We start from the raw sequence: 20,014 nt of genomic DNA on the forward strand, positions 1-20,014 counted from the left end.
TTGGCGCCTCGGGGGCCCGGTCAGCGCCCGGTCAGAGCCCGGTCGCCGCCGCCTTGTCGAAGCGATCGAGGTTCATGACCTTGACCCAGGCCTTGGCAAAGTCCTGCACGAACTTTTCCTTGCTGTCGTCAGAGCCATAGACTTCCGCGACGGCGCGCAGCTCCGCATTCGACCCGAAGATCAGGTCCACCGGGGTAGCCTGCCACTTGACCTTGCCGGTCGCACGGTCGCGGCCCTCATACATCCCCTGGTCGGTCGATGACTTCGACCACTTGGTGGACATGTCGAGCAGATTGACAAAGAAGTCGTTGCTCAGCGTGCCGGGCCGGTCGGTGAACACACCGTGGCGCGTGCCGCCGGCATTGGCGCCCAGCGCCCGCATGCCGCCTACCAGCACGGTCATCTCGGGAACCCTCAGGTTCAGGTAGCTCGCGCGCTCGACCAGCATGTCCGCCGGCGAGCGGGGGCTCTGCTTGCCATAGTAGTTGCGGAAGCCGTCGGCCACCGGCTCAAGCACGGCGAAGGACTGCACGCTGGTCTGTTCCGCCGTGGCGTCCATGCGGCCCGGCGTGAACGGCACATTCAGCTTGTAACCGCCCTTTTTGGCCGCGTCTTCCACGGCCGCCGTCCCGCCCAGCACGATGAGGTCGGCCAGCGACACCTTCTTGCCGCTGCCCTTCTGCGCCGCATTGAAGTCCTTCTGGATGGCTTCGAGACGATTCAGCACCTTGGCAAGCTCGGCCGGGTCGTTGACCCCCCAATCCTTCTGCGGCGCCAGGCGAATGCGCGCACCGTTGGCGCCACCGCGCATATCCGTCACCCGGAAGGTCGCGGCCGATGCCCAGGCGGTGCGGACCAGCTCGGGGATGGTCAGGCCCGACGACAGGATGGTGGTCTTCAGGCTGGCCACGTCCTTGTCGTCCACCAGCTTGTGATCGACCGGAGGAATCGGATCCTGCCAGATCAGGTCTTCCTTGGGCACATCGGGCCCGAGGTAGCGCGACTTCGGCCCCAGGTCGCGATGCATGAGCTTGAACCACGCCCTGGCGAACGCGTCCTCGAATTCCTTCGGATTTTCGAGGAATCGCTTCGAGATCTTGTGGTACTCGGGGTCCATCTTCAGCGCGATGTCCGTGGTGAACATCATCAGCTTGTGCCGCTTCTTCGGATCATGGGCATCGGGCACGAAATTGGCGCTGGCGTTGTTCTTGGGCACCCACTGGATCGCGCCGCCCGGGCCCTTGGTCGTTTCCCAGTCGAAGCTGTAGAGCCACGTCAGGAATTCGTGGGTCCAACGCGTCGGATTGGTCGACCAAGCACCTTCCAGGCCGCTGTTGACGGTGTCCACGCCATGTCCCGTGCCACATTTGCTGACCCAGCCCAGCCCCTGCTCTTCCAGACCGGCGGCAGCCGGCTCCTTGCCCACGCAGCCGGCCGGCTTGTGCGCGCCGTGCGCCTTGCCGAAGGTGTGTCCGCCGGCGATCAGCGCCACCGTGTCCACATCGTCCATGCTCATGCGGCCAAAGGTCTCGCGGATCTCCTTGGCCGAAGCCAGCGGGTCGGGCTTGCCTGCGGGGCCTTCGGGATTGACGTAGATGAGCCCCATCTCGGTTGCCGCGTAGGGCTTCTTCAGGGCGCCCTTCGCATCCTGGCGTTGATGGGCAAGCATCTTCTTTTCCGGGCCCCAGTTCACCATCTCGGCTTCCCAGTCGTCCACGCGCCCGCCGGCGTAGCCGAATGTCTTGAAGCCCATTTCTTCCAGCGCCACGTTGCCTGCCAGGACCATGAGGTCGCCCCACGAGATCTTCTGGCCGTACTTCTGCTTGACCGGCCACAGCAGGCGTCGCGCCTTGTCCAGGCCGACGTTGTCCGGCCAGCTGTTGAGCGGTTCGAACCGCTGCTGGGCGCCCGAAGCGCCGCCCCGGCCATCGAAGACGCGATAGACGCCCGCGCCGTGCCAGGCCATGCGGATAAAGAACGGCCCATAGTTGCCGAAGTCAGCTGGCCACCAGGGCTGGGAAGTCTTCATGACCCCGGCGATGTCCCGCTTGACCGCCTCGATATCGAGCGTCTTAAATGCCTCCGCATAATTGAAGGCCTTGCCCATGGGATCGGATTCCGCCGAATTGAAACGCAGGGGCTGCAGGTCAAGTTGCTCTGGCCACCAGAAACTATTGGGCGTCACATCCGTACTCGCCACCAGCGGATTGGTGTACAGCGCGGCAGATACGGCCACCGCCATGACGGAAAGTTTTAAAGTTTTTCCGATGTTCATGGAATCAATACCTCCTTGTAGTTGGTTACAAAAGCCGCTGCCGTAATGCAAGTGAATTGAAATGCAAAATGGGGATATCTCGGCCTTTCTCGCGGGGCTTCCTGCGCGCGTTCGGCAAATATTCACTTGTCAGGGAATACGGCCGGACGCGGCCGGCAGCAAGCGTTTTGCACTCTACGTGGACGGTTATCCCGGGAAAATTCAATTGTTTCAATTGGCTTGATTAGCCAAGTCAATTGGAATACCGCGTCGCCATGCGAATCACATGGCCGCTGAATATGCTGAGGCCCGATAAACACGAGCATTCCGGGGAAATGGATGTGTTGGGCGCGCGTGCAGGACATACCGGATGCCTTGCCTTTACGAGACGGCATGGCAATCTCATCGAATTAAAATACCGTCGTTATATTGACGATAATCAAATTTCGCCGCGCCTGCGGGATGACGCCGGTGGGGGGCCGGAAAGAAATAGAGCCGTCCTGTTGGACGGCTCGGATCCCCGCGTACTTCACTGCAACACCGCCGTTCCTTCACTGGTGTCTCTGCGGACTGCCATGTGATCCGCTGGAACGGTGCGGCTGCCGGCCCGCGGCGACCCTCCGGTCGCATATGCGTTCCCAACGTGTTCAGTCGGGCCGACGAGATGACATTCTCGTCATGAAATATTTCGGGAATAAGAAGATGGTGCGGCGCCGCCAGCACAATTGAAGGAATGGCCAGGCAGGCGCAACTTCCGGGACCGCCGCCGATCACTAGAATGAATCGACCTCAACGGGGAGCCGACATGAAACATGATCCAGCCGTCGCAACAGAGACCACGGCAGAGGGGCTGGCGGCCCTGATCTATCACATCGCACATGGCGCCAGCCAGGGCCAGCTGGACCCCGAGTTCGTGCGCAAGCTGTGCAAGCGCGTGGACAAGGAAATCGAAGCCATGGAGGACACCGACAAGCTTTCGGCGCCGGACCGCGAGCGCCTGCACCACGCCGTGCAGACGCTGCGTGCCACGGCCGATGCAGAGGAAGGCGCCTTGCTGACACGGGCGCTGGACCGGTTGCGTTCGGTCGATGCCCAGGCCGACCGGGCAAACCGCCCCGCCGAGGGCGCCGCGACCTGAAGCGGGCGGGGGGTACCCCCGAAGCAGAACGCCCCTCCTCCCGCCAAGCCGGGTGAGGGGCGTTTGTTATCCGGCAGGCGCGGGGGGAAAGGCCCCGTCTGCCGGTTGTCTCCCTGCTTAGAAGCGGTGACGGATACCGACCACGGCGCCGGTCTGGTTGGCACCTGGGGTGACCGGAGCCGAGCTGCTCATCGACAGTGCCGACGCATCCTTATTCTTCGTGTACGCGACGTTCAGGTAGACGTCGGTACGCTTCGAGAACGAGTAGTCGGCCGACAGCACGAACATCCACGGATCATTGCCGCTGTTGTGCGCGTCCTGGTAGTAGGCGGCGCCCGTCAGCGACAAGGCCGGCGTCACGCGATACAGGCCACCCAGCCAGTACACGTTGTTGCGCGCCGAAGCCGTGGTGGGCGAGGCGATGCCGTCGTCACGCATCCAGCGGTAACCGGCGAACAGCTTGGCCACGCCCAGGTCGTACGAACCGCCCACGGCCAGGCGCTTGACGGCGCGGTCGGCGACGTTGGCGGCATTGCCCTGGTACTGGTCGTAGGCGGTGCCCACCGAGAACGCGCCGGCGGTATAGGCCAGGCCAGCGCCGAAGTTGCGGCCGATGCGATAGTTGCCCGGCACTTCCGTGCTGCCCGACACGGTCGAATCGCGGCCCGTGCTGTAGAAGGCCGTACCCGTCAGGCCACCGAACTTGCCCGTGTACTTGATGGCATTGTCGGCGCGGCCGTTGAAGGCCGAGTCGACCGAGTTCAGCGAGTACTTCGGGCCCACGCCCATCGGGTCGTAGGCACCGAACAGGTCATACAGCGCGTTTTGCTGGCGACCCAGGGTGACGGCGCCGAAATTGCCTTGCAGGCCAACGAACGCCTGGCGGCCGAACAGGCGGCTGCCCTGGCCCGACGTGCCGGTGTCGATGTCGAAGCCCGATTCCAGGGTGAAAATGGCCTTGAGGCCGCCACCGAGGTCTTCGGCGCCTCGCAGGCCCCAGCGCGAGCCGGACATGTTGCCCGAGCTGACCATCGCCTTGCTGCCCGTGGCGGCCGGTGCGGTGCCCGAGTGGTTGGCGAATTCGATGCCGGCGTCGGCAATGCCGTACAGCGTCACGGAGGTGTTGGACTGGGCCGATGCAACGCCGGAAATCGCGCAGGTACCCGCTGCCGCCAGCGCAAATAGTGCTTTCTTCACTGTGAGTTCTCGTATTTATCAAGACATTGAGATGCTTCCCCGTCACTATTTCAGAACGGGGCGACGAGATCCGTACTGCCGCTTTCCGAAACGATGACCCGTGGGGGCAGGCGAATTGTTTCAATGAAATATGAAACCCATGTGTCTGTTGCGGCCCGGCAACGGGCGGGGACACCCCACTTTTGTGGGATATTTGGCGGATGGCAGCGAAGAATGCGGGTTTTCCCCACCCACCTTCAGGTAGGATGCACACTTTTCCGTGAAAGGCATTTGACAGGTCCGTGACGGTGCGCACCGGCCCTGCCTCGCCTTGCGTCAATGCGCCTGGATTCATACAAGACCTATATCGCCCCACGGCTGGCCCAGCTCAGGCAGCGCCTGCGCCGGCCCAGCCGACGCACCGTCCTGCTGGCCCTGGCCGCGCTTCCCGCGCTGTTGCTGCTGTACCTGCTGCTGCTGATCCCGTTTACGCCCGGCATCAGCGACATCCGCAAGGCCAAGTCGGAGCAGCCGGCCCAGGTGCTGTCGGCCGACGGCAAGGAACTGGCCGTCTACCGCTGGGCCAACCGCGACTGGGTCAAGCTGGCCGACATTTCGCCCAACGTCGTCAACGCGCTGATCGCCACCGAGGATCACCGCTTCTACCAGCACTTCGGGCTGGACTGGCGCCGTACGGCATCGGCGGCGCTGCACACGTTCTCGGGCGACCGCCAGGGTGGCTCGACCATCACCCAGCAGCTGGCGCGCAACCGCTATCCGGACGAGATCGGCCGGGCCCCCACGCTGACGCGCAAGCTCAAGGAGGCCATCACGGCGCTGAAGATCGAGGCGCTGTACTCCAAGGACGAGATCCTGGAGACGTACCTGAACACGGTGCCGTTCCTCTACAACGCGTTCGGCATCGAGATGGCCGCGCGCACCTATTTCGACAAGTCCGCCCGCCAGCTTGACGTGCTGGAAGCCGCCACGCTGATCGGCATGCTCAAGGGAAACAGCTACTACAACCCGGTACTGAACCCGCAGCGCGCGCTGGAACGCCGCAATATCGTGCTGGCGCAGATGGTCAAGCGGGGCAAGCTCGACGCCGCCCGCTACGAGGTGCTGACCCGGCGCCCGTTGCGCATCGATTTCGAGCGGCAGGTCGAGGAACCCGGCCCGGCCGCCCACTTCGCGCAGCAGCTGCGCAAGTGGCTGATCTCGTGGGCCGACAGCAACGACTACAACCTGTATACCGACGGCCTGGTCATCCATACGACGATCGATGCCCGCCTGCAGGCCATGGCCAACCAGGCGCTGGCACGCCAGGCCAACCAGCTGCAGTCGATTGCCAATGCCGCCTGGGCGCCGCGCGCGGGCTGGGCCGAAAGCCGGGGCCTGGTGCAGCAGTTCGTGCGCGAAACGCCCGAATACCGCGCCGCCGTGGCCGGCGGCCAGACCGATGCCGATGCGCTGAACCACCTGATGCGCGACAACGCGTTCATGCAGAACCTGCGCCAGACCAAGACCCGCGTGCAGGCCGGCTTCATGGCGCTGGACCCGGCCACCGGCGAAATCCGCGCCTGGGTGGGCAGCCGCGATTTCACCGTGGACGCGTTCGACCACGTGGCGCAGGCCCGCCGCCAGCCCGGTTCCACGTTCAAGCCATTTGTCTACGGCGCCGCATTCGCGCGCGGGCAGAGCCCCGACCAGACGTTCATCGACCAGCCCGTGGAAATCAAGCTGGCCGGCGGCGAAATCTGGCGGCCGACCGACGAAACGGCGCCCACCGGCCGCGCGATGAGCCTGCGCGACGGCCTGGTCTATTCCAAGAACACCATCACGGCGCAACTGGTGCAGAACCTGGGCGCCGACCGCGTGGCCAGACTGGCCCGCGCCATGGGCGTGCGCGACAGCAAACTGGAGGAAGTGCCATCGCTGGCGCTGGGCACGAGCCCCGTCACGCTCAAGGAGATGGTCAGCGCCTACGGCACGATCGCCAACGGCGGCCAGTACATCGCGCCGTCGATGATCACCCGCATCACGGACCGCGACGGCAAGGAACTGGCCCGCTTCCGGCCCGCGTCGCCCGAGCGCGCGCTATCGGCCACGGCCAACGAAACGCTGCTCGACGTGATGCGCGACGTGGTCGATCGCGGCACCGGCACGGCCATCCGCACGCGCTACGGCATTCGCGCCGATGTGGCCGGCAAGACCGGCACGACCCAGGACAACGCCGACGGCTGGTTCATCCTGATGCATCCGCAACTGGTGGCCGGTGCCTGGGTAGGCTTCAACGACAGCCGCGTGACGCTGCGCAGCGACTACTGGGGCCAGGGTGCGCACAGCGCGCTGCCCATCGTGGGCGACTTCTACCAGCGCGCCCTGCGCGCGCGCATCGTAGACGCACGCGCGCGGTTTGCCGAAGTCGACGAGAAAACCTGGTATTCGGGGCTGACCGCTACGGTACGCGGCTGGTATCAGAAGCTGTTTGCGTCGGACCGCAAGGACGACAGCGCGCCACTGCCGCGCCCGGCACCGCGCCGGCCGGTCTTGCCGGCCACGGACGCCGACGCCATGCCGCCAGCCTCGGCGCCCGCCACGGCCGCATCGACGGATAACGGCCTGGCGCTGGACCCCGGTGAAGTGGTGGAGGCCGTGCCCCCTGGCGGCCATGAGATGGCAGCATCGAGCGAACCGTCGGCGCCGCCGCCGGCGCCTGCTCAGGCACCGATGCCGGCACCAGCTCAGGCACCGATGCCGGCACCCATCCCGGCACCATCCTCCGCGCCTGCGCCAGCCTCGGCGCCCGCGGCGCTCTGACCTGCGCCACTCCCCCGCACGCCAAGCGGAAAAGCGGAGACGCGCAGAAAACCATCCGCACCCTGTTACTTGGCAATCCTCAGCCGGCCGCGATGCAGGGCGCGCAGGGCTGCATCGGACAGCGACAGTGGCGGTTCCGGCGACGGGCGGGCCAGCAGGTAGCCCTGGGCCAGGTCGATACCCATGTCGCGGCACACCAGCAGATCGTCCACGCGTTCGAGGCCTTCGGCAATCAGCCGCGTGCCCGCTGTGCGGGCCAGCTTGCATAGCCCCTGCAGCGCCTCGCGCTGGAACGGCGACGACGCCACGCCGTCAATGATGACGCGCGCGATCTTCACGTAATCGGGTTGCAGGGCAATCCACTGCCCCAGGCCGGCGTGGCCGGTGCCGTAGTCGTCCAGCGCGAATTGCGCGCCGCGGCTGCGAATCGAATACACGGCCTTGGCCAGCGTATCCAGCGGCCCGAGCGGCGCCTGCTCGGTCAGCTCCAGCACAATGCGTTCGGATTGCAGGCCCTGGGCCTGCAGAAAGGTCCGTACCTCGTCGCGCGTGTCCTCGATATTGCGCAGCGAATCGGCGCTGTAGTTCAGGAACAGCTTGCCGGGCAGGTCGAATTCCATGAACGCCCGGATCGAGATGCGGGCGGCCAGCCGTTCGAGTTCCACGTGCTTGCCCTCGCGTGCCGCTTCGGCGAACAGCGCGATCGGGCTCTCCAGCGGCGTGCCCATCGGGCCGCGGATCAGTGCCTCGTATCCAAACACCTCGCCCGTGACGAGCGAGCCGATCGGCTGGAAAACCGGCCGCAGCAGGTGTTGCTCGATGCAATCGGCAATGGATGGCGTCAGGGGTCGCGACAAGGCTTGCACTCAAACTGGCTAGGAATCGTGTTGTACGAATCATATGGTGGGCAGGTGCCACGCCCACTGTTGAGATAACGGCACTTCCTGGACCGACTTGAGGCGTGGCACGTACTGCTTTGGGAGGGTGACCCCCACCCCCTCAGACCTTTGACAAGGTTGCGCATCGCAACTAATATTGCTTGCACATCGCAACCAATGCGACCCCTCGACCGCCGGCCGGAGGCCACCATGGACCTGATCGAAGCACCCGCCCAGTCCCGCGACGGGACCATCCTCGAACTGCGTGATTTCTCGCGCCGCCTGGTGCGCGAACTGGGCTTCATGCGCGCCACGCTGGCCGATAGTGACCTGGCGCCTTCAGCCGTGCACGCGGTGCTGGAGATCGGCATGACGCCCGGCATCAGTGCCAAGGACCTGGGCCAGATCCTGCGGCTGGACAAATCGAACACCAGCCGGCAGGTTGCGCGGCTGGAAGCCGCCGGGTTCCTGCATCGCCGAATCTCCAGCGAGGACGCACGTGCCACGGAGCTGTTCCTGACGCCAAAAGGGAAAAAGCTGCGGGAGAAGATCGACCAGTTCGCGACCGACCAGGTATCCAATGCGTTGCGCCGCATGCTCCCGTCCGACCAGCAGGCGCTGCTGCGGTCCCTGGCGCTCTATGCCGACGCGCTGGCGCAGGACAACGCCGCCAGGGCCGCCGCAGGCACGCCCGACAGCCTGCCCATCGTCGAAGGCTACCGGCCCGGGTGCATCGGCGATATCGCGAGCCTGCACGGGCGCTTCTATGCCGAACACTGGGGATTTGGCGCCTTCTTCGAAAAGCGGGTGGCCACCGAACTGGCCGAGTTTGCCGCCACGCTGCCGGCACCGGGCAAGGCACTGTGGCTGTACCACGACGACGGCCGCACGCTGGCGTCTCTGGCCATCGACGGCGACCCGGCGCTGGGGACCGCCCATCTGCGCTGGTTTATCGTCGACGACGCGCTGCGCGGTTTAGGCGTGGGCCGGCAGCTGATGGCCCACGCGATGCAGTTCGTGGACGCGCACGCGTTTGACGAGACCTGGCTCTGGACCTTCAAGGGCCTCGATTCGGCCCGGCATCTCTATGAGTCGTTCGGCTTTGTGCTGACCAGCGAGGCGGCCGGCACCCAATGGGGCAGCGAGGTGACCGAGCAACGCTTCAGCCGTCGCAAGCCTTGATCGACGTCGCGCCCTGCCCTACACCAGTCCGATATCGCTTGGCCGGCTACCCGGAAAGACCTGCGCCAGGCGGCTGTCGTCCAGCCCGTATAGCCTGCGGAACAGGCCGCCCAGCACCGACCGGTAGTCGTTGAGCACCGGATAGTCGCGGTTCTGGTTCAAGGTTGACGGGGCAATCGCGACCTGTTCACCCACCATGCGCCCGCCCCGCACGTTGCCGCCGGCCACCCAGTAGACCGTGCCGTGCCCGTGGTCGGTGCCGCGCGTGCCGTTCTCGCGGAAGGTGCGGCCGAATTCGGAGATGGCCACCACGGTGGTGTTGCGCCACGCCGGCCCCATTTCCTCCGAGAATCCGGCGATGCCGCGGCCCAGGTTGTCCAGCAGGTTGGCCAGTTGCCCTTGCGCGCCGCCCTGGTTGACGTGCGTGTCCCAGCCGCCCACGTCGATAAAGCCGAGGTTGAATTTATCGCGCATCAGCCCGGCCATGCGGCGCGCCTCCTGCTCGAAACCGCGTGCCGTCAGCGCACGCCGGTTGGCTGCCTGCATTTCCTGCATGCGCCCTGACATGGTCTCGCCCGCCGCGCCCGCGCTGGCCGCGCGCATGGCCGCCTCGTGCTTGCGCATCGCCTCGGCCTGTTCGGCCACGGTCTGGCGCAGGTCGAAACCTTCCGCAATCAGCGACTCGAAGCGCGTGCCCTTGTACATCTGCGCCAGTGTTTGCGTCTGGCGGGCATCGAATGGGGCGCGGCCGGTGCCCTTGAGCGACACGTTGGGCACGTTGGCCGCGCCGGACAGCACCATCGGCAGGCCATCGGTGAAGGCCACCGGCGCCGCCTGCCCGCCCATGGCCTGCGTCAGCCGGTTCAGGAAGCCGCTGCCTTTGGGTGCGCCTGCGCCATGGCCGTCGCCGGCCAGCCCCGCCTCGATACCGTCCTGGGTTTCGAAGTGACTGCGCGACATGTCGCTGGTGCCCGCGAACGGCACGCACGCCAACTGCTGGCGCTGCCACATCGGCAGCATCGTGGCGCCCAGCGCCGGATGCAGGGCCCAGCCATCGACGCCCAGCGACAGCGCGGCTGCCGGGTCGGGCGCGGCACCCTGCGCCACCGGCGGCCGGATGGCGATATTGGGTCGCGACGCGTAGTAGAAATCGCTGCCGGACGGCACCAGCACGTTGGCCGCATCGTAGCCGCCGCGCAGGAATACCAGCAAGAAGCGCGCATCGGCCTGGGCCGGCAGCGCGAACACGCGCGATGTCACGGTCGGCAGCGTCAGCGCGAGCCCCGCGCCGCCCATCGTCCTGAGCCAGTGGCGTCGATTCATGGTTGCCCCTATCGTTGGATGGCCGGTGCCGGTGCCCTACCGCTGCATCCATTCCGGCGAACTGAGCAGCACGGCATTCCATTCCTGCTGCGACCCCGCCTGGGCCAGCGCCTGGCGCGTGGCCGTGCCCAGCGTGCCCTCGATGGTGTCGTAGAACATGCGGTTGTTCGGCATCGGGAATCCGCGTTGCGCGGCCGGCTGACCGCTCTCGTCCGAGAACAGCCCGGCCGGCCCGCTGCCGATCGTGCGCGCGATCTCGAAACGCTTGACCAGTTGCCCCGAACTGGCCCATGCGCTCTCGGTCAGCGGATAGCCGTCGGGCGCTACATGGCCATACAGCGGCTCGCCAAGCTGGTTCAGCCAGTTGATCATCGGACGCAGGTTCGACACCGGCCGGCCATCGTAGGCCAGCCGCATCGAGGACACCACGAAGACCATCGGGTCCTTGAACTTGCGCGCGCCCTCGGCAGCCGACTGGTCGAACCAGTGCGACAGGAACATCGTGCGCAGCACCGCGCCGATATCGCCGTCGGTGCGCGTGAACGTGGCCGCCATCTGCGTCACCAGCTGCGGCGGCGGGTTGTCCGACACGAAGTACGTGGCCAGCCTGGCCGACACGAAGCGCGCCGTGGCCGGGTCGCGCGCCAGGATCGACACGGCCTGCTCCACCTCGGCAAACCCGCGCGGCGCGATGGTCTGGCCCAGCAGCGTCTTGGCGCCGAAGTCGTGGCGGTTGGGATTGAACTCGAACAGGCCGTCGCTGCGGTACATGGCCGCGCGTTCGGCCGACAGCCGCGGCGGCTCGCCCCGCGCGTTAATGCCGAGTCCGGTCAGCACGCGCGCCAGTTCCTGCACGTCCTGCTGGGTATAGCGCGACCCGCTCGGGCCGCCGGCCACGCCCAGGGTATGCAGTTCCATCAGCTCGCGCGCGTAGTTCTCGTTGATGCGATTGGCCGCGCTCTGGGCGTTGTCCAGATATTCGAGCATGGCCGGCGATGTGACCGTAGCCATCAGCAGGTCGCGGAACTTGCCCAGCGCATGCGGCCGGATCGCGCGTGCCTCGAATTCGGCCAGCGCGTAGCGCACCTGCCCTTTCTCGGCGTAGACGTTGAAATGGTTCAGCCAGAACCACGTCATCTGCTCGCGCAGTTGCGCCGGGGAATAGAGCGCGCGCAGCAGGTGGCGGCGGCCGGTATCGATCACAAGCTCGCGCCCCTGGCGGTTCAGCGCCTCGCGGGCCTGCTGCTTTTCGGTCTCGTCGGTCAGCGCCTGGATACGCTGCCGCTCGGCGCGCACGGCCTGCGTCCGCTGCAGGGCATCGCCCTGGCTGAGCGGCAATGCGGCAATGGCCTGGGCCAACTGGGGCGGATCGGCCAGCGGCATCCGGATCTGCTCGTCGAGATAGCGCTGCCGCCCGATCGCTTGCAGGCGCTGCACGCTGGCCTGGTCGGCGCCAAAGCTGATCGTGTTGAGCCAGCGCAGGTCGGCCGCCGACAGCTTGCCATGGTGCGTTGCATCATCGGCCGCCGTCGACGCACAGGCGGCCAGCGCCGCCGATAGCGCCAGCCATGCCAGCAAGGCCGTCCAACCTGGTATGCGCCATTGACGCAGCCTGCTGATCCGTGGGGGTTCCATAGGCGCCCGTTCCTTTGTCCTGTGCGCACATCGCGTGCCGGAATGCCGGTTTGACGTCCGGCGCGCCGGTTGGTTGACCGGGCCGTCCACGCAGTCTGTTACGAAAATTTTCCTGCCCCGGACCAAGGCACAGTCCAAATCCATTTTGCATACAATTTACGGATACAATGAACGGCCCCATCGGCCCGGGCGCACGATTCCGGGCCAGCCCAACCCGCATCCATACGGAGGACAGACATGACCGCACACGCCGCCACTTCGCAGCACATTCCCGCCCTGGCACCGCTGGAGCAGTACCTGGAAGCCCATCGCACCGGCAAGGCCGAGTACATCTTCCAGGCGTTTCACGCCGACGCCCGCATCATTTCGTTCCGCGACGGCGCGCTGCATTCGCTGACGGTGGACGAGTTCTCGAAGCGTTTCCAGGGCCAGCCGCAGCCCGACGAGGCCCAGCGCCGCCGCCATATCGCCAGCTTCGACGTGGTGGGCAACGCCGCCACGGCCAAGATCGTGCTGGACTATCCCGAGGTGACGTTCACCGACTACATGAACCTGCTGCAGATCGACGGCGTGTGGAAGATCGCCAACAAGACGTTCAGCGCCGCGCCAAAGACGAAGTAAGGCACCCCCGCCAGATCGGATCGCACCGCCGGCCTGTCATCGTCGCGTCACAGAGGCCCGTGACAATGCGCGACGATGACAGGCGCGGGAGCCTGCGCTGCCCGCTTTGCGGCAGCGCAGCGCAAATATTCCTTGACGCCTGATTTTCCGGCACTTCAATGAAAACGTTTTCATCCTGAAGTGCGCCATCCGATGAGGAATGCATGCCGACATCCCGCCGCGCCGTCCTGCCGCCCCGCCTGGCTTCTGCCGAACCTGGCCAGGGGGTCACGCTGGCCGACGTGGCGCTGGCCGCCAAGGTGTCGCTGGCCACTGCGTCACGCGTCTTCAGCCATCCGCAGCTGGTGCGCGAAGCCACCGCCCAGCGCGTGCACGAGGCCGCGCGCCGGCTGTCGTTCCGCCCCAACCTGCTGGGCGCCAAGCTGCGCGCGCAACGCACCCGTATCGTCGGCGTCATGCTGCCCACGCTGGACAACGCCGTGTTTGCCGAATGCTGGCGCGGAATTGAAGAATCGGCCATGGAGGCAGGCTACTCCCTGATGCTGGTCACCAGCAACTACGATCCGGCCCGCGAACGCGCGCGCATCGAATATCTGTTGCGTCACCGCGTCGACGGCATGGTGCTGACCGTGGCCGACGCCTGCGACAGCACCGTGCTGGACCAGCTCGACCGCGAATCGGTGCCCTACGTGCTGGCTTACAACCAGGTGTCGGGCGACGGCATGCAGCGCGGCCGGCATTCGGTGTCGGTGGACAACCAGACCAGCGCCTGCGAGGGCGTCAACGCGCTGATCGCGGCCGGCCATCGGCGCATCGCGGTGATTTCGGGGGCCTTCACCGCGTCGGACCGCGCCCGCCAACGCTTTGCCGGCTATGCCGATGCCATGCGCGCCCACGGCCTGCCGGTACGCGACCCGGTCAACCTGCCGTCCCACACGGCCAGCAACGCGCCGCAGATCCAGGCGCTGATGGCCCAATCCGACGCCCCCACCGCGTTCTTCTGCACCAACGACCTGCTTGCCATCGGCGTGATTTCCGATCTCAAGCGGCTGGGGCTGCGCGTGCCGCGCGATGTCTCGGTCCTGGGCTACGACGGTATCGCCCTTGGCGCGCTGGTGGAGCCGCCGCTGGCCACCGTTGTCCAGCCCAATGCCGACATCGGCAGGCAGGCCGTCGCGCAATTGCTGCACCGGCTCGATGTGGGCTCGGCGGGCGCCGACGGCAACGCCATGCTGCTGCCGCATGCATTACGTATCGAGGGCACCGTCAGCGCGCCCGCAGTTCCTGCCTGATCCAACCACCGACTGACTGACCGACCGACCTAACCAGGGAGCCTTACATGTCGACGCAATCCTTCTGGCGCCGTCCGCTGCGCTGGCTGGCCACCGCCGCCGCTGTCGCCACCACCTTTGCCGCCTTCAGCCAGGGCGCCGCCGCCCAGACCGCCATCTGCTACAACTGCCCGCCGGAATGGGCCGACTGGGCCGCGCAGATCCGCGCGATCAAGGAAAAGACCGGCGTCACCGTGCCGTTCGACAACAAGAACTCGGGCCAGTCGCTGGCGCAGCTGGTGGCCGAAAAGGCCGCCCCGGTGGCCGACGTGACCTACCTGGGCGTGACCTTCGGCATCCAGGCCAAGGCCGACGGCGTAACCCAGCCATACAAGCCCGCCCACTGGAACGACATCCCCGACGGCCTGAAAGACCCGCAAGGCCACTGGTTCGCCATCCATTCCGGCACGCTGGGCTTCATGGTCAACGTCGATGCGCTGCGCGGCAAGCCCGTGCCGCAGTCGTGGGCCGACCTGCTCAAGCCCGAATACAAGGGCCTGGTGGGATACCTCGATCCGGCCAGCGCCTTTGTGGGCTATGTGGGCGCCGTGGCCGTGAACCAGGCCATGGGCGGCTCGCTGGACAACTTCGGCCCGGCCTTCAAGTACTTCCGCGACCTGCAGAAGAACCAGCCCATCGTGCCGAAGCAGACCGCCTATGCGCGCGTGCTGTCCGGCGAAATCCCCATCCTGCTGGACTACGACTTCAACGCCTACCGCGCGAAGTACAAGGATCGCGCCAACGTGGCCTTCGTGATTCCGAAGGAAGGCACGCTGGTGGTGCCTTACGTGATGAGCCTGGTCAACAACGCGCCGCACGCCGCCGAAGGCCGCAAGGTGCTGGACTTCGTGCTGTCCGACCAGGGCCAGGCGCTGTGGGCCAACGCCTACCTGCGTCCGGTGCGCAACGTGCCGATGCCGGCCGAAGTGCAGTCGCGCTTCCTGCCCGCCGCCGACTATGCCCGCGCCAGGCCGGTGGACTTCGGCAAGATGGCCCAGTCGCAGAAGGCCTTCAGCGACCAGTACCTGAAGGAAGTGCGCTAAGCCACCGGCCCGCGCCCGCACCATGACCCAGCGATCTCCCGCCCTCTTCCTGTTCGCGCTGCCCGCGCTGCTCGTGTTCCTGGCGTTCTTCTGCCTGCCGATGGCGCGGCTGATCGAAGTCAGCCTGACCGGCCGCGACGGCGCGGGAGTCTACTGGACCGTGCTGACCAGCGCCCGCTATCTGCACAGCCTGATGGTGACCGTGGTGCTGTCCGCGCTGGTCACGCTGGCCACGCTGGCAATCGCCGGCATCGCGGGCACCTTCCTGCAGCGGCACCCGGTGCCGGGCAAGCCGGTGCTGGTGGCCATGCTGACCTTTCCGCTGGCGTTCCCGGGCGTGGTGATCGGCTTCATGGTCATCATGCTCGGGGGCCGCAACGGCCTGCTGGCCAGCATCGGCGATGTGCTGGCGGGCGAGCGATGGACGTTTGCCTACGGGCTCGCCGGCCTGTTCGTCGGCTATCTCTATTTCTCGATTCCACGCGTGATCCTGACCGTGATGGCCGCCGTGGAGAAGCTTGACCCGTCGCTGGAGGAAGCGGCGCGCTCGCTGGGCGCCAGCCCGTGGCGCGTGGTGCGTGACGTGATGCTGCCCGCGCTGATGCCGGCCATGCTGTCCAGCGGGGCGATCTGCTTTGCCACCAGCATGGGCGCGTTCGGCACCGCCTTCACGCTGGCCACGCAGCTCGACGTGCTGCCGCTGACGATCTACAACGAGTTCACCAACTACGCCAACTTCGGCATGGCCGCCGCGCTGTCGATCCTGCTTGGCGTGGTCACCTGGGCCTTGCTGGCGCTGGCGCGCTGGTACTCCGGCGACACCGTCGCCGCCACCGCCTGAGGACCGCCGCATGCGCACCACCCAACCCCGCCGCGCCGGCTACTGGCTGCAACTGACGCTGACCCTGCTGGTCTGCGCCTTCATGACCGTGCCCGTGGTGTTGTCCGTGCTGGCCGGCCTGACCAACAACATCTTCGTGGGCCTGTCGAGCGGGCTGACCACGCGCTGGCTCGAAGAAGTCTGGTCGCTCTATCGCAACACCATCTTCCTGTCGCTGGGCATCGCACTGGCCTGCCTGGCCTGCACGCTGGTGATCGGCGTGCCCGCCGCGTACTACATGGCGCTGCGGCGCAACCGCGTGACGCGCCTGATCGAGGAACTGCTGATGCTGCCCGTGGCGCTGCCCGGGCTGGCCACGGCGCTGGGCCTGATCCTGCTCTACGGCAGCTGGCAAGGCCTGCGCACGAGCTGGGTGTTCATCCTGATCGGCCATGTGGTGTTCACGCTGCCGTTCATGGTGCGGGCGGTGCTGGCCATCCTGGCGGCCATCGATATCCGCACGCTGGAAGATGCCGCCGCCAGCCTGGGCGCCACGCGCCTGCAGCGCTTCTTCACCGTGGTGCTGCCGAACTGCCGCCAGGGCATCCTGGCCGGCGCGCTGATGGTGGTGACGCTGTCCGTGGGCGAGTTCAACCTGACCTGGATGCTGCACACCCCCACCACGCAGACGCTGCCCGTGGGCCTGGCCGACAGCTACGCGTCGATGCGGCTCGAAATCGGGTCGGCCTACACCATCGTGTTCTTCGTCATGATCATTCCGATGCTGGTGGTCATGCAGGCCGCCAGCGCGCTGGGGGCCCGCGCACGCCGCCATGCACCGGTTGCCGAACCTGCCCCGGACGCGCCCGTGGGCTTGCCACAGACCGTCCCCACCCCCAACGCCTCCACCGTTCCAGGAAGCCGCCATGCATGAGCCCACTCCCATCCGCCTGCGCCAGTGCGCCAAGACGTTCGCAGACGGCACACTGGCGCTGCAGCCGCTGGACCTGGATATCGGCGCCGGTGAAACCGTGGTGCTGCTGGGGCCGTCGGGCTGCGGCAAGACCACCACGCTGCGCATCATCGCCGGTCTGGAGCAGCCCGATGCCGGCGGCGAGGTCTGGTTTGGCGACACGCGCGTGACCGACCAGCCCATCGAGCAGCGCGGGGTGGGCATGGTGTTCCAGAACTACGCGCTGTTTCCGAACATGAGCGTGTCCGAGAACATCGCCTATGGTCTGCGCGTACGGCGCGTGGACAGCGCCGCGCGCCGCCGCCGCGTGGACGAGATGCTGGCGATGATGCACCTGGAGCCGTTTGCCGACCGCCGCATCGACCAGCTGTCCGGCGGCCAGCGCCAGCGTGTGGCGCTGGCGCGTGCCATCGCCGTGCAGCCGCGCGTGCTGCTGCTGGACGAGCCGCTGACCGCGCTCGATGCCAAGCTGCGCGATGCGCTGCGTGCCGATATCAACCAGCTGCTGCGCAGCCTGCATATCACCGCCGTGTACGTCACGCACGACCAGGCCGAGGCCATGGCGCTGGGCGACCGCATCATCGTGATGGACAAGGGCCGTATTGCCCAGGCCGGCACGCCGCAGGACATCTACCGCGCCCCGGCCAACGCGTTCGTGGCCGACTTCATCGGCACCATGAACCACCTGCCGGGCACGGCCGAGGCAGGCCGCTGGCGCGTGCCCGGCGGCACCGTGCCGATGGGGCCGCCCGACGATGCGCCGACGACCGCGACCGCGCGCCTGATGTTCCGGCCCGAGGACGTGGCGCTGGTGCACGCCGACGATGCACATGTGGAAGGCACGGTCGTCACGGCGCTGTTCCTAGGCAACCACACCCGCCTGCTGGTGGACGTGGGCGCCACCGCGCCGCTGATCGTCGATACCGCCCGGCGCGATGCCTGGGCGGCCGGCACGCGCGTGGGCCTGCGCATCGACACCCAACACCTGATCACGCTTGGCCAAGCCGTATGACCCTCGCAAACCCGGCGCCCTACCTGGTGGCGCAACTGACCGATCTGCACATCAAGGCCGGCGGCAAGCTGTCCTACCGCATGGTGGACACTGCCGGCGCGCTGCACGCGGCCATCGACACGCTGCTGGCGGCCCCGCAACTGCCCGATCTGGTGGTGGTCACCGGCGACCTGGTCGACTTCGGCGATATCCACGAATACCGCTTCCTGCGCGACATCCTGCAGCGCCTGCCGATGCCCGTAAAGCTGCTGCCCGGCAACCACGACCACCGCACGTCGCTGCGCAGCGTATTTGCCGATCACGACTATCTGTTTGCCAACGGCAACGGCGAGGCGCCGGTGCACTACGCCATCGATGCCGGCCCGCTGCGGCTGGTGGGCTTGGACTGCACCGTGCCCGGCAAGCCGGGAGGCCGTGCCGAGCCCGACGGGCTGGCCTGGCTCGATGCCGCGCTGTCCGCCGCGCCCCAGCAACCCACGCTGGTCATGCTGCACCATCCGCCGTTCCATACCGGCATCGGCCACATGGACGTGCAGGGGCTGGACAACGCGGCGGCCCTGGAAGCGGTCATCGCCCGGCATCCGCAGGTGGAACGCGTCATCTGCGGCCATCTGCACCGGCAGATCACGCGCCGCTTTGGCGGCACCATCGCCATGACCGCGCCCGGCCCGGCGCACCAGGTGGCGCTGGACCTGGCCCCCCAAGCGCCGTCGTGCTTCCGCATGGAGCCGCCGGGCTACCTGCTGCACTGGTGGCATCCGCAACACGGCCTGGTCACGCATCTGGCGGCCATTGGCGACCACGGGGCGCGGCACCCGTTCTTCGACGCGGACGGCAAGCTGATCGACTGACGGCAGCGGCACACGCCCGGTGCGCGTGCCGCTGCCATTGGCGTACCATTGTCGGTTTCTTTTGATTTATGGACCGATGTTCCGCAAGGCGGAACTCCGCGACACCCCGACATGGACCTGCTTCTGCTCAGCAACTCGACCTCGGACGAGGGCTACCTCGTTCACGCTGCCCACGCCATCGCCGAACTGGCCGATGGCCGTACCGACGCCCTGTTCGTGCCTTACGCGGGCGTGACGCGCGACTGGGACAGCTACGCCGCACAGGTACGCGAGGCCTTCGCGCGGGTCGGCATCGCGGTACGGTCGCTGCACGAGCAGGCCGATACGCTGGCTGCGGTCAACGCCGCCACGTTGATCGTGGTGGGCGGCGGCAATACCTTCCGCCTGCTGCAGGTGCTGCGCCAGCAAGGCCTTCTGGCGCCGATGGCCGCCCGCGTGCGCAGCGGCGCCGCGCGCTATATCGGCTGGAGCGCCGGGTCCAACCTGGCCACGCCGACCATCCGCACGACCAACGACATGCCGGTGGTGGACCCGGGCGGCTTCGACGCGCTCGGGCTGGTGCCGTTCCAGATCAACCCGCACTACTACAACCTGGAAATCGAAGGCTTCCGGGGCGAGACACGCGACCAGCGGCTGGCCGAATTCACCACGCTGTCGCCGGATACCCCGGTGCTGGGCCTGCCCGAAGGCGACTGGGTGCGTGTGTCGGGCGATCTCCACGTGCTGCATGGTCCACATGCGGCGCGCTGGTTCCTCGATGCCACGACCTGGGACGTGACGGCCGGGCCGCTGTCGATCCCGGTCTGACGCCGGCCGCGGGGCCCGGATGCGGACAAAAAAATACCCGCAGCCGGGAGGAGCGGGTATCAGAAGTGGTATGGACAAGTCGCGGAATTCGTCCACGGCAACATGCTGGCATCGCACCACTACGCTGCCAATAATCTTTCCGGACTAGAG

The 20,014-nt window shown here is 66.8% G+C and carries 16 protein-coding genes; 11 read left to right on the forward strand and 5 right to left on the reverse strand.

Features of this window, described 5'->3' with window-relative positions; translation table 11 throughout:
* Window positions 1-31: 31 nt before the first annotated feature.
* Window positions 32-2,242, reverse strand: a complete 2,211-nt coding sequence (gene katG / locus AC3FJ6_RS21545) for a catalase/peroxidase HPI (RefSeq protein ID WP_488773745.1) — start codon at window positions 2,240-2,242, stop codon at window positions 32-34.
* An 817-nt stretch (window positions 2,243-3,059) separates the two neighbouring features.
* On the opposite strand from katG, the gene AC3FJ6_RS21550 reads away from it, so the two are divergent.
* Window positions 3,060-3,392, forward strand: a complete 333-nt coding sequence (locus AC3FJ6_RS21550; RefSeq protein WP_488773667.1) for a hypothetical protein — start codon at window positions 3,060-3,062, stop codon at window positions 3,390-3,392.
* Window positions 3,393-3,509: 117 nt separating this feature from the next.
* Here the strand turns inward: AC3FJ6_RS21550 and AC3FJ6_RS21555 are convergent, their stop codons facing one another.
* Window positions 3,510-4,589: a porin gene (locus AC3FJ6_RS21555; RefSeq protein WP_488773668.1), complete on the reverse strand. Its 1,080-nt coding sequence runs from the start codon at window positions 4,587-4,589 to the stop codon at window positions 3,510-3,512.
* Between the two features lie 318 nt (window positions 4,590-4,907).
* Between AC3FJ6_RS21555 and AC3FJ6_RS21560 the strand changes: the two genes are divergently transcribed.
* The gene (locus tag AC3FJ6_RS21560) at window positions 4,908-7,388 is read left to right on the forward strand and encodes a penicillin-binding protein 1A (protein ID WP_488773669.1); all 2,481 of its coding nucleotides are present in this window, start codon (window positions 4,908-4,910) and stop codon (window positions 7,386-7,388) included.
* 65 nt (window positions 7,389-7,453) lie between these two features.
* Here the strand turns inward: AC3FJ6_RS21560 and AC3FJ6_RS21565 are convergent, their stop codons facing one another.
* On the reverse strand, window positions 7,454-8,245 hold the full coding sequence (locus AC3FJ6_RS21565) for an EAL domain-containing protein (RefSeq protein WP_488773670.1): 792 nt from the start codon (window positions 8,243-8,245) through the stop codon (window positions 7,454-7,456).
* Window positions 8,246-8,476: 231 nt separating this feature from the next.
* Between AC3FJ6_RS21565 and AC3FJ6_RS21570 the strand changes: the two genes are divergently transcribed.
* The gene (locus AC3FJ6_RS21570; RefSeq protein WP_488773671.1) at window positions 8,477-9,448 is read left to right on the forward strand and encodes a bifunctional helix-turn-helix transcriptional regulator/GNAT family N-acetyltransferase; all 972 of its coding nucleotides are present in this window, start codon (window positions 8,477-8,479) and stop codon (window positions 9,446-9,448) included.
* Window positions 9,449-9,466: 18 nt separating this feature from the next.
* Here AC3FJ6_RS21570 and AC3FJ6_RS21575 read toward each other — a convergent pair whose 3' ends face one another.
* Complete coding sequence (locus AC3FJ6_RS21575) at window positions 9,467-10,771, reverse strand: DUF1501 domain-containing protein (protein WP_488773672.1); 1,305 nt, start codon at window positions 10,769-10,771, stop codon at window positions 9,467-9,469.
* A 36-nt stretch (window positions 10,772-10,807) separates the two neighbouring features.
* Window positions 10,808-12,406: a DUF1800 domain-containing protein gene (locus tag AC3FJ6_RS21580; RefSeq protein WP_488773673.1), complete on the reverse strand. Its 1,599-nt coding sequence runs from the start codon at window positions 12,404-12,406 to the stop codon at window positions 10,808-10,810.
* A gap of 237 nt (window positions 12,407-12,643) precedes the next feature.
* Between AC3FJ6_RS21580 and AC3FJ6_RS21585 the strand changes: the two genes are divergently transcribed.
* From AC3FJ6_RS21585 to pepE, 8 genes are all read left to right on the forward strand, one after another.
* The gene (locus AC3FJ6_RS21585) at window positions 12,644-13,027 is read left to right on the forward strand and encodes a nuclear transport factor 2 family protein (RefSeq protein ID WP_066730839.1); all 384 of its coding nucleotides are present in this window, start codon (window positions 12,644-12,646) and stop codon (window positions 13,025-13,027) included.
* Window positions 13,028-13,230: 203 nt separating this feature from the next.
* Entirely contained in the window at window positions 13,231-14,319 is a 1,089-nt protein-coding gene (locus AC3FJ6_RS21590; RefSeq protein ID WP_488773674.1) for a substrate-binding domain-containing protein, read from the forward strand.
* 47 nt (window positions 14,320-14,366) lie between these two features.
* Complete coding sequence (locus AC3FJ6_RS21595) at window positions 14,367-15,401, forward strand: ABC transporter substrate-binding protein (protein ID WP_488773675.1); 1,035 nt, start codon at window positions 14,367-14,369, stop codon at window positions 15,399-15,401.
* Window positions 15,402-15,423: 22 nt separating this feature from the next.
* The gene (locus AC3FJ6_RS21600; protein ID WP_153948816.1) at window positions 15,424-16,242 is read left to right on the forward strand and encodes an ABC transporter permease; all 819 of its coding nucleotides are present in this window, start codon (window positions 15,424-15,426) and stop codon (window positions 16,240-16,242) included.
* Window positions 16,243-16,252: 10 nt separating this feature from the next.
* On the forward strand, window positions 16,253-17,155 hold the full coding sequence (locus AC3FJ6_RS21605) for an ABC transporter permease (protein WP_488773676.1): 903 nt from the start codon (window positions 16,253-16,255) through the stop codon (window positions 17,153-17,155).
* The gene (locus AC3FJ6_RS21610) at window positions 17,148-18,206 is read left to right on the forward strand and encodes an ABC transporter ATP-binding protein (RefSeq protein WP_488773677.1); all 1,059 of its coding nucleotides are present in this window, start codon (window positions 17,148-17,150) and stop codon (window positions 18,204-18,206) included. The genes AC3FJ6_RS21605 and AC3FJ6_RS21610 overlap by 8 nt, the downstream gene beginning before the upstream one ends.
* Window positions 18,203-19,057: a phosphodiesterase gene (locus AC3FJ6_RS21615; RefSeq protein ID WP_488773678.1), complete on the forward strand. Its 855-nt coding sequence runs from the start codon at window positions 18,203-18,205 to the stop codon at window positions 19,055-19,057. Before AC3FJ6_RS21610 ends, AC3FJ6_RS21615 begins: the two co-directional genes overlap by 4 nt.
* Before the next feature lie 111 nt (window positions 19,058-19,168).
* Window positions 19,169-19,864, forward strand: coding sequence for a dipeptidase PepE (pepE, locus tag AC3FJ6_RS21620; protein ID WP_488773679.1), 696 nt, complete (start codon window positions 19,169-19,171; stop codon window positions 19,862-19,864).
* Window positions 19,865-20,014: the final 150 nt, after the last annotated feature.

This window comes from Cupriavidus sp. 94F1 (assembly GCF_057798875.1).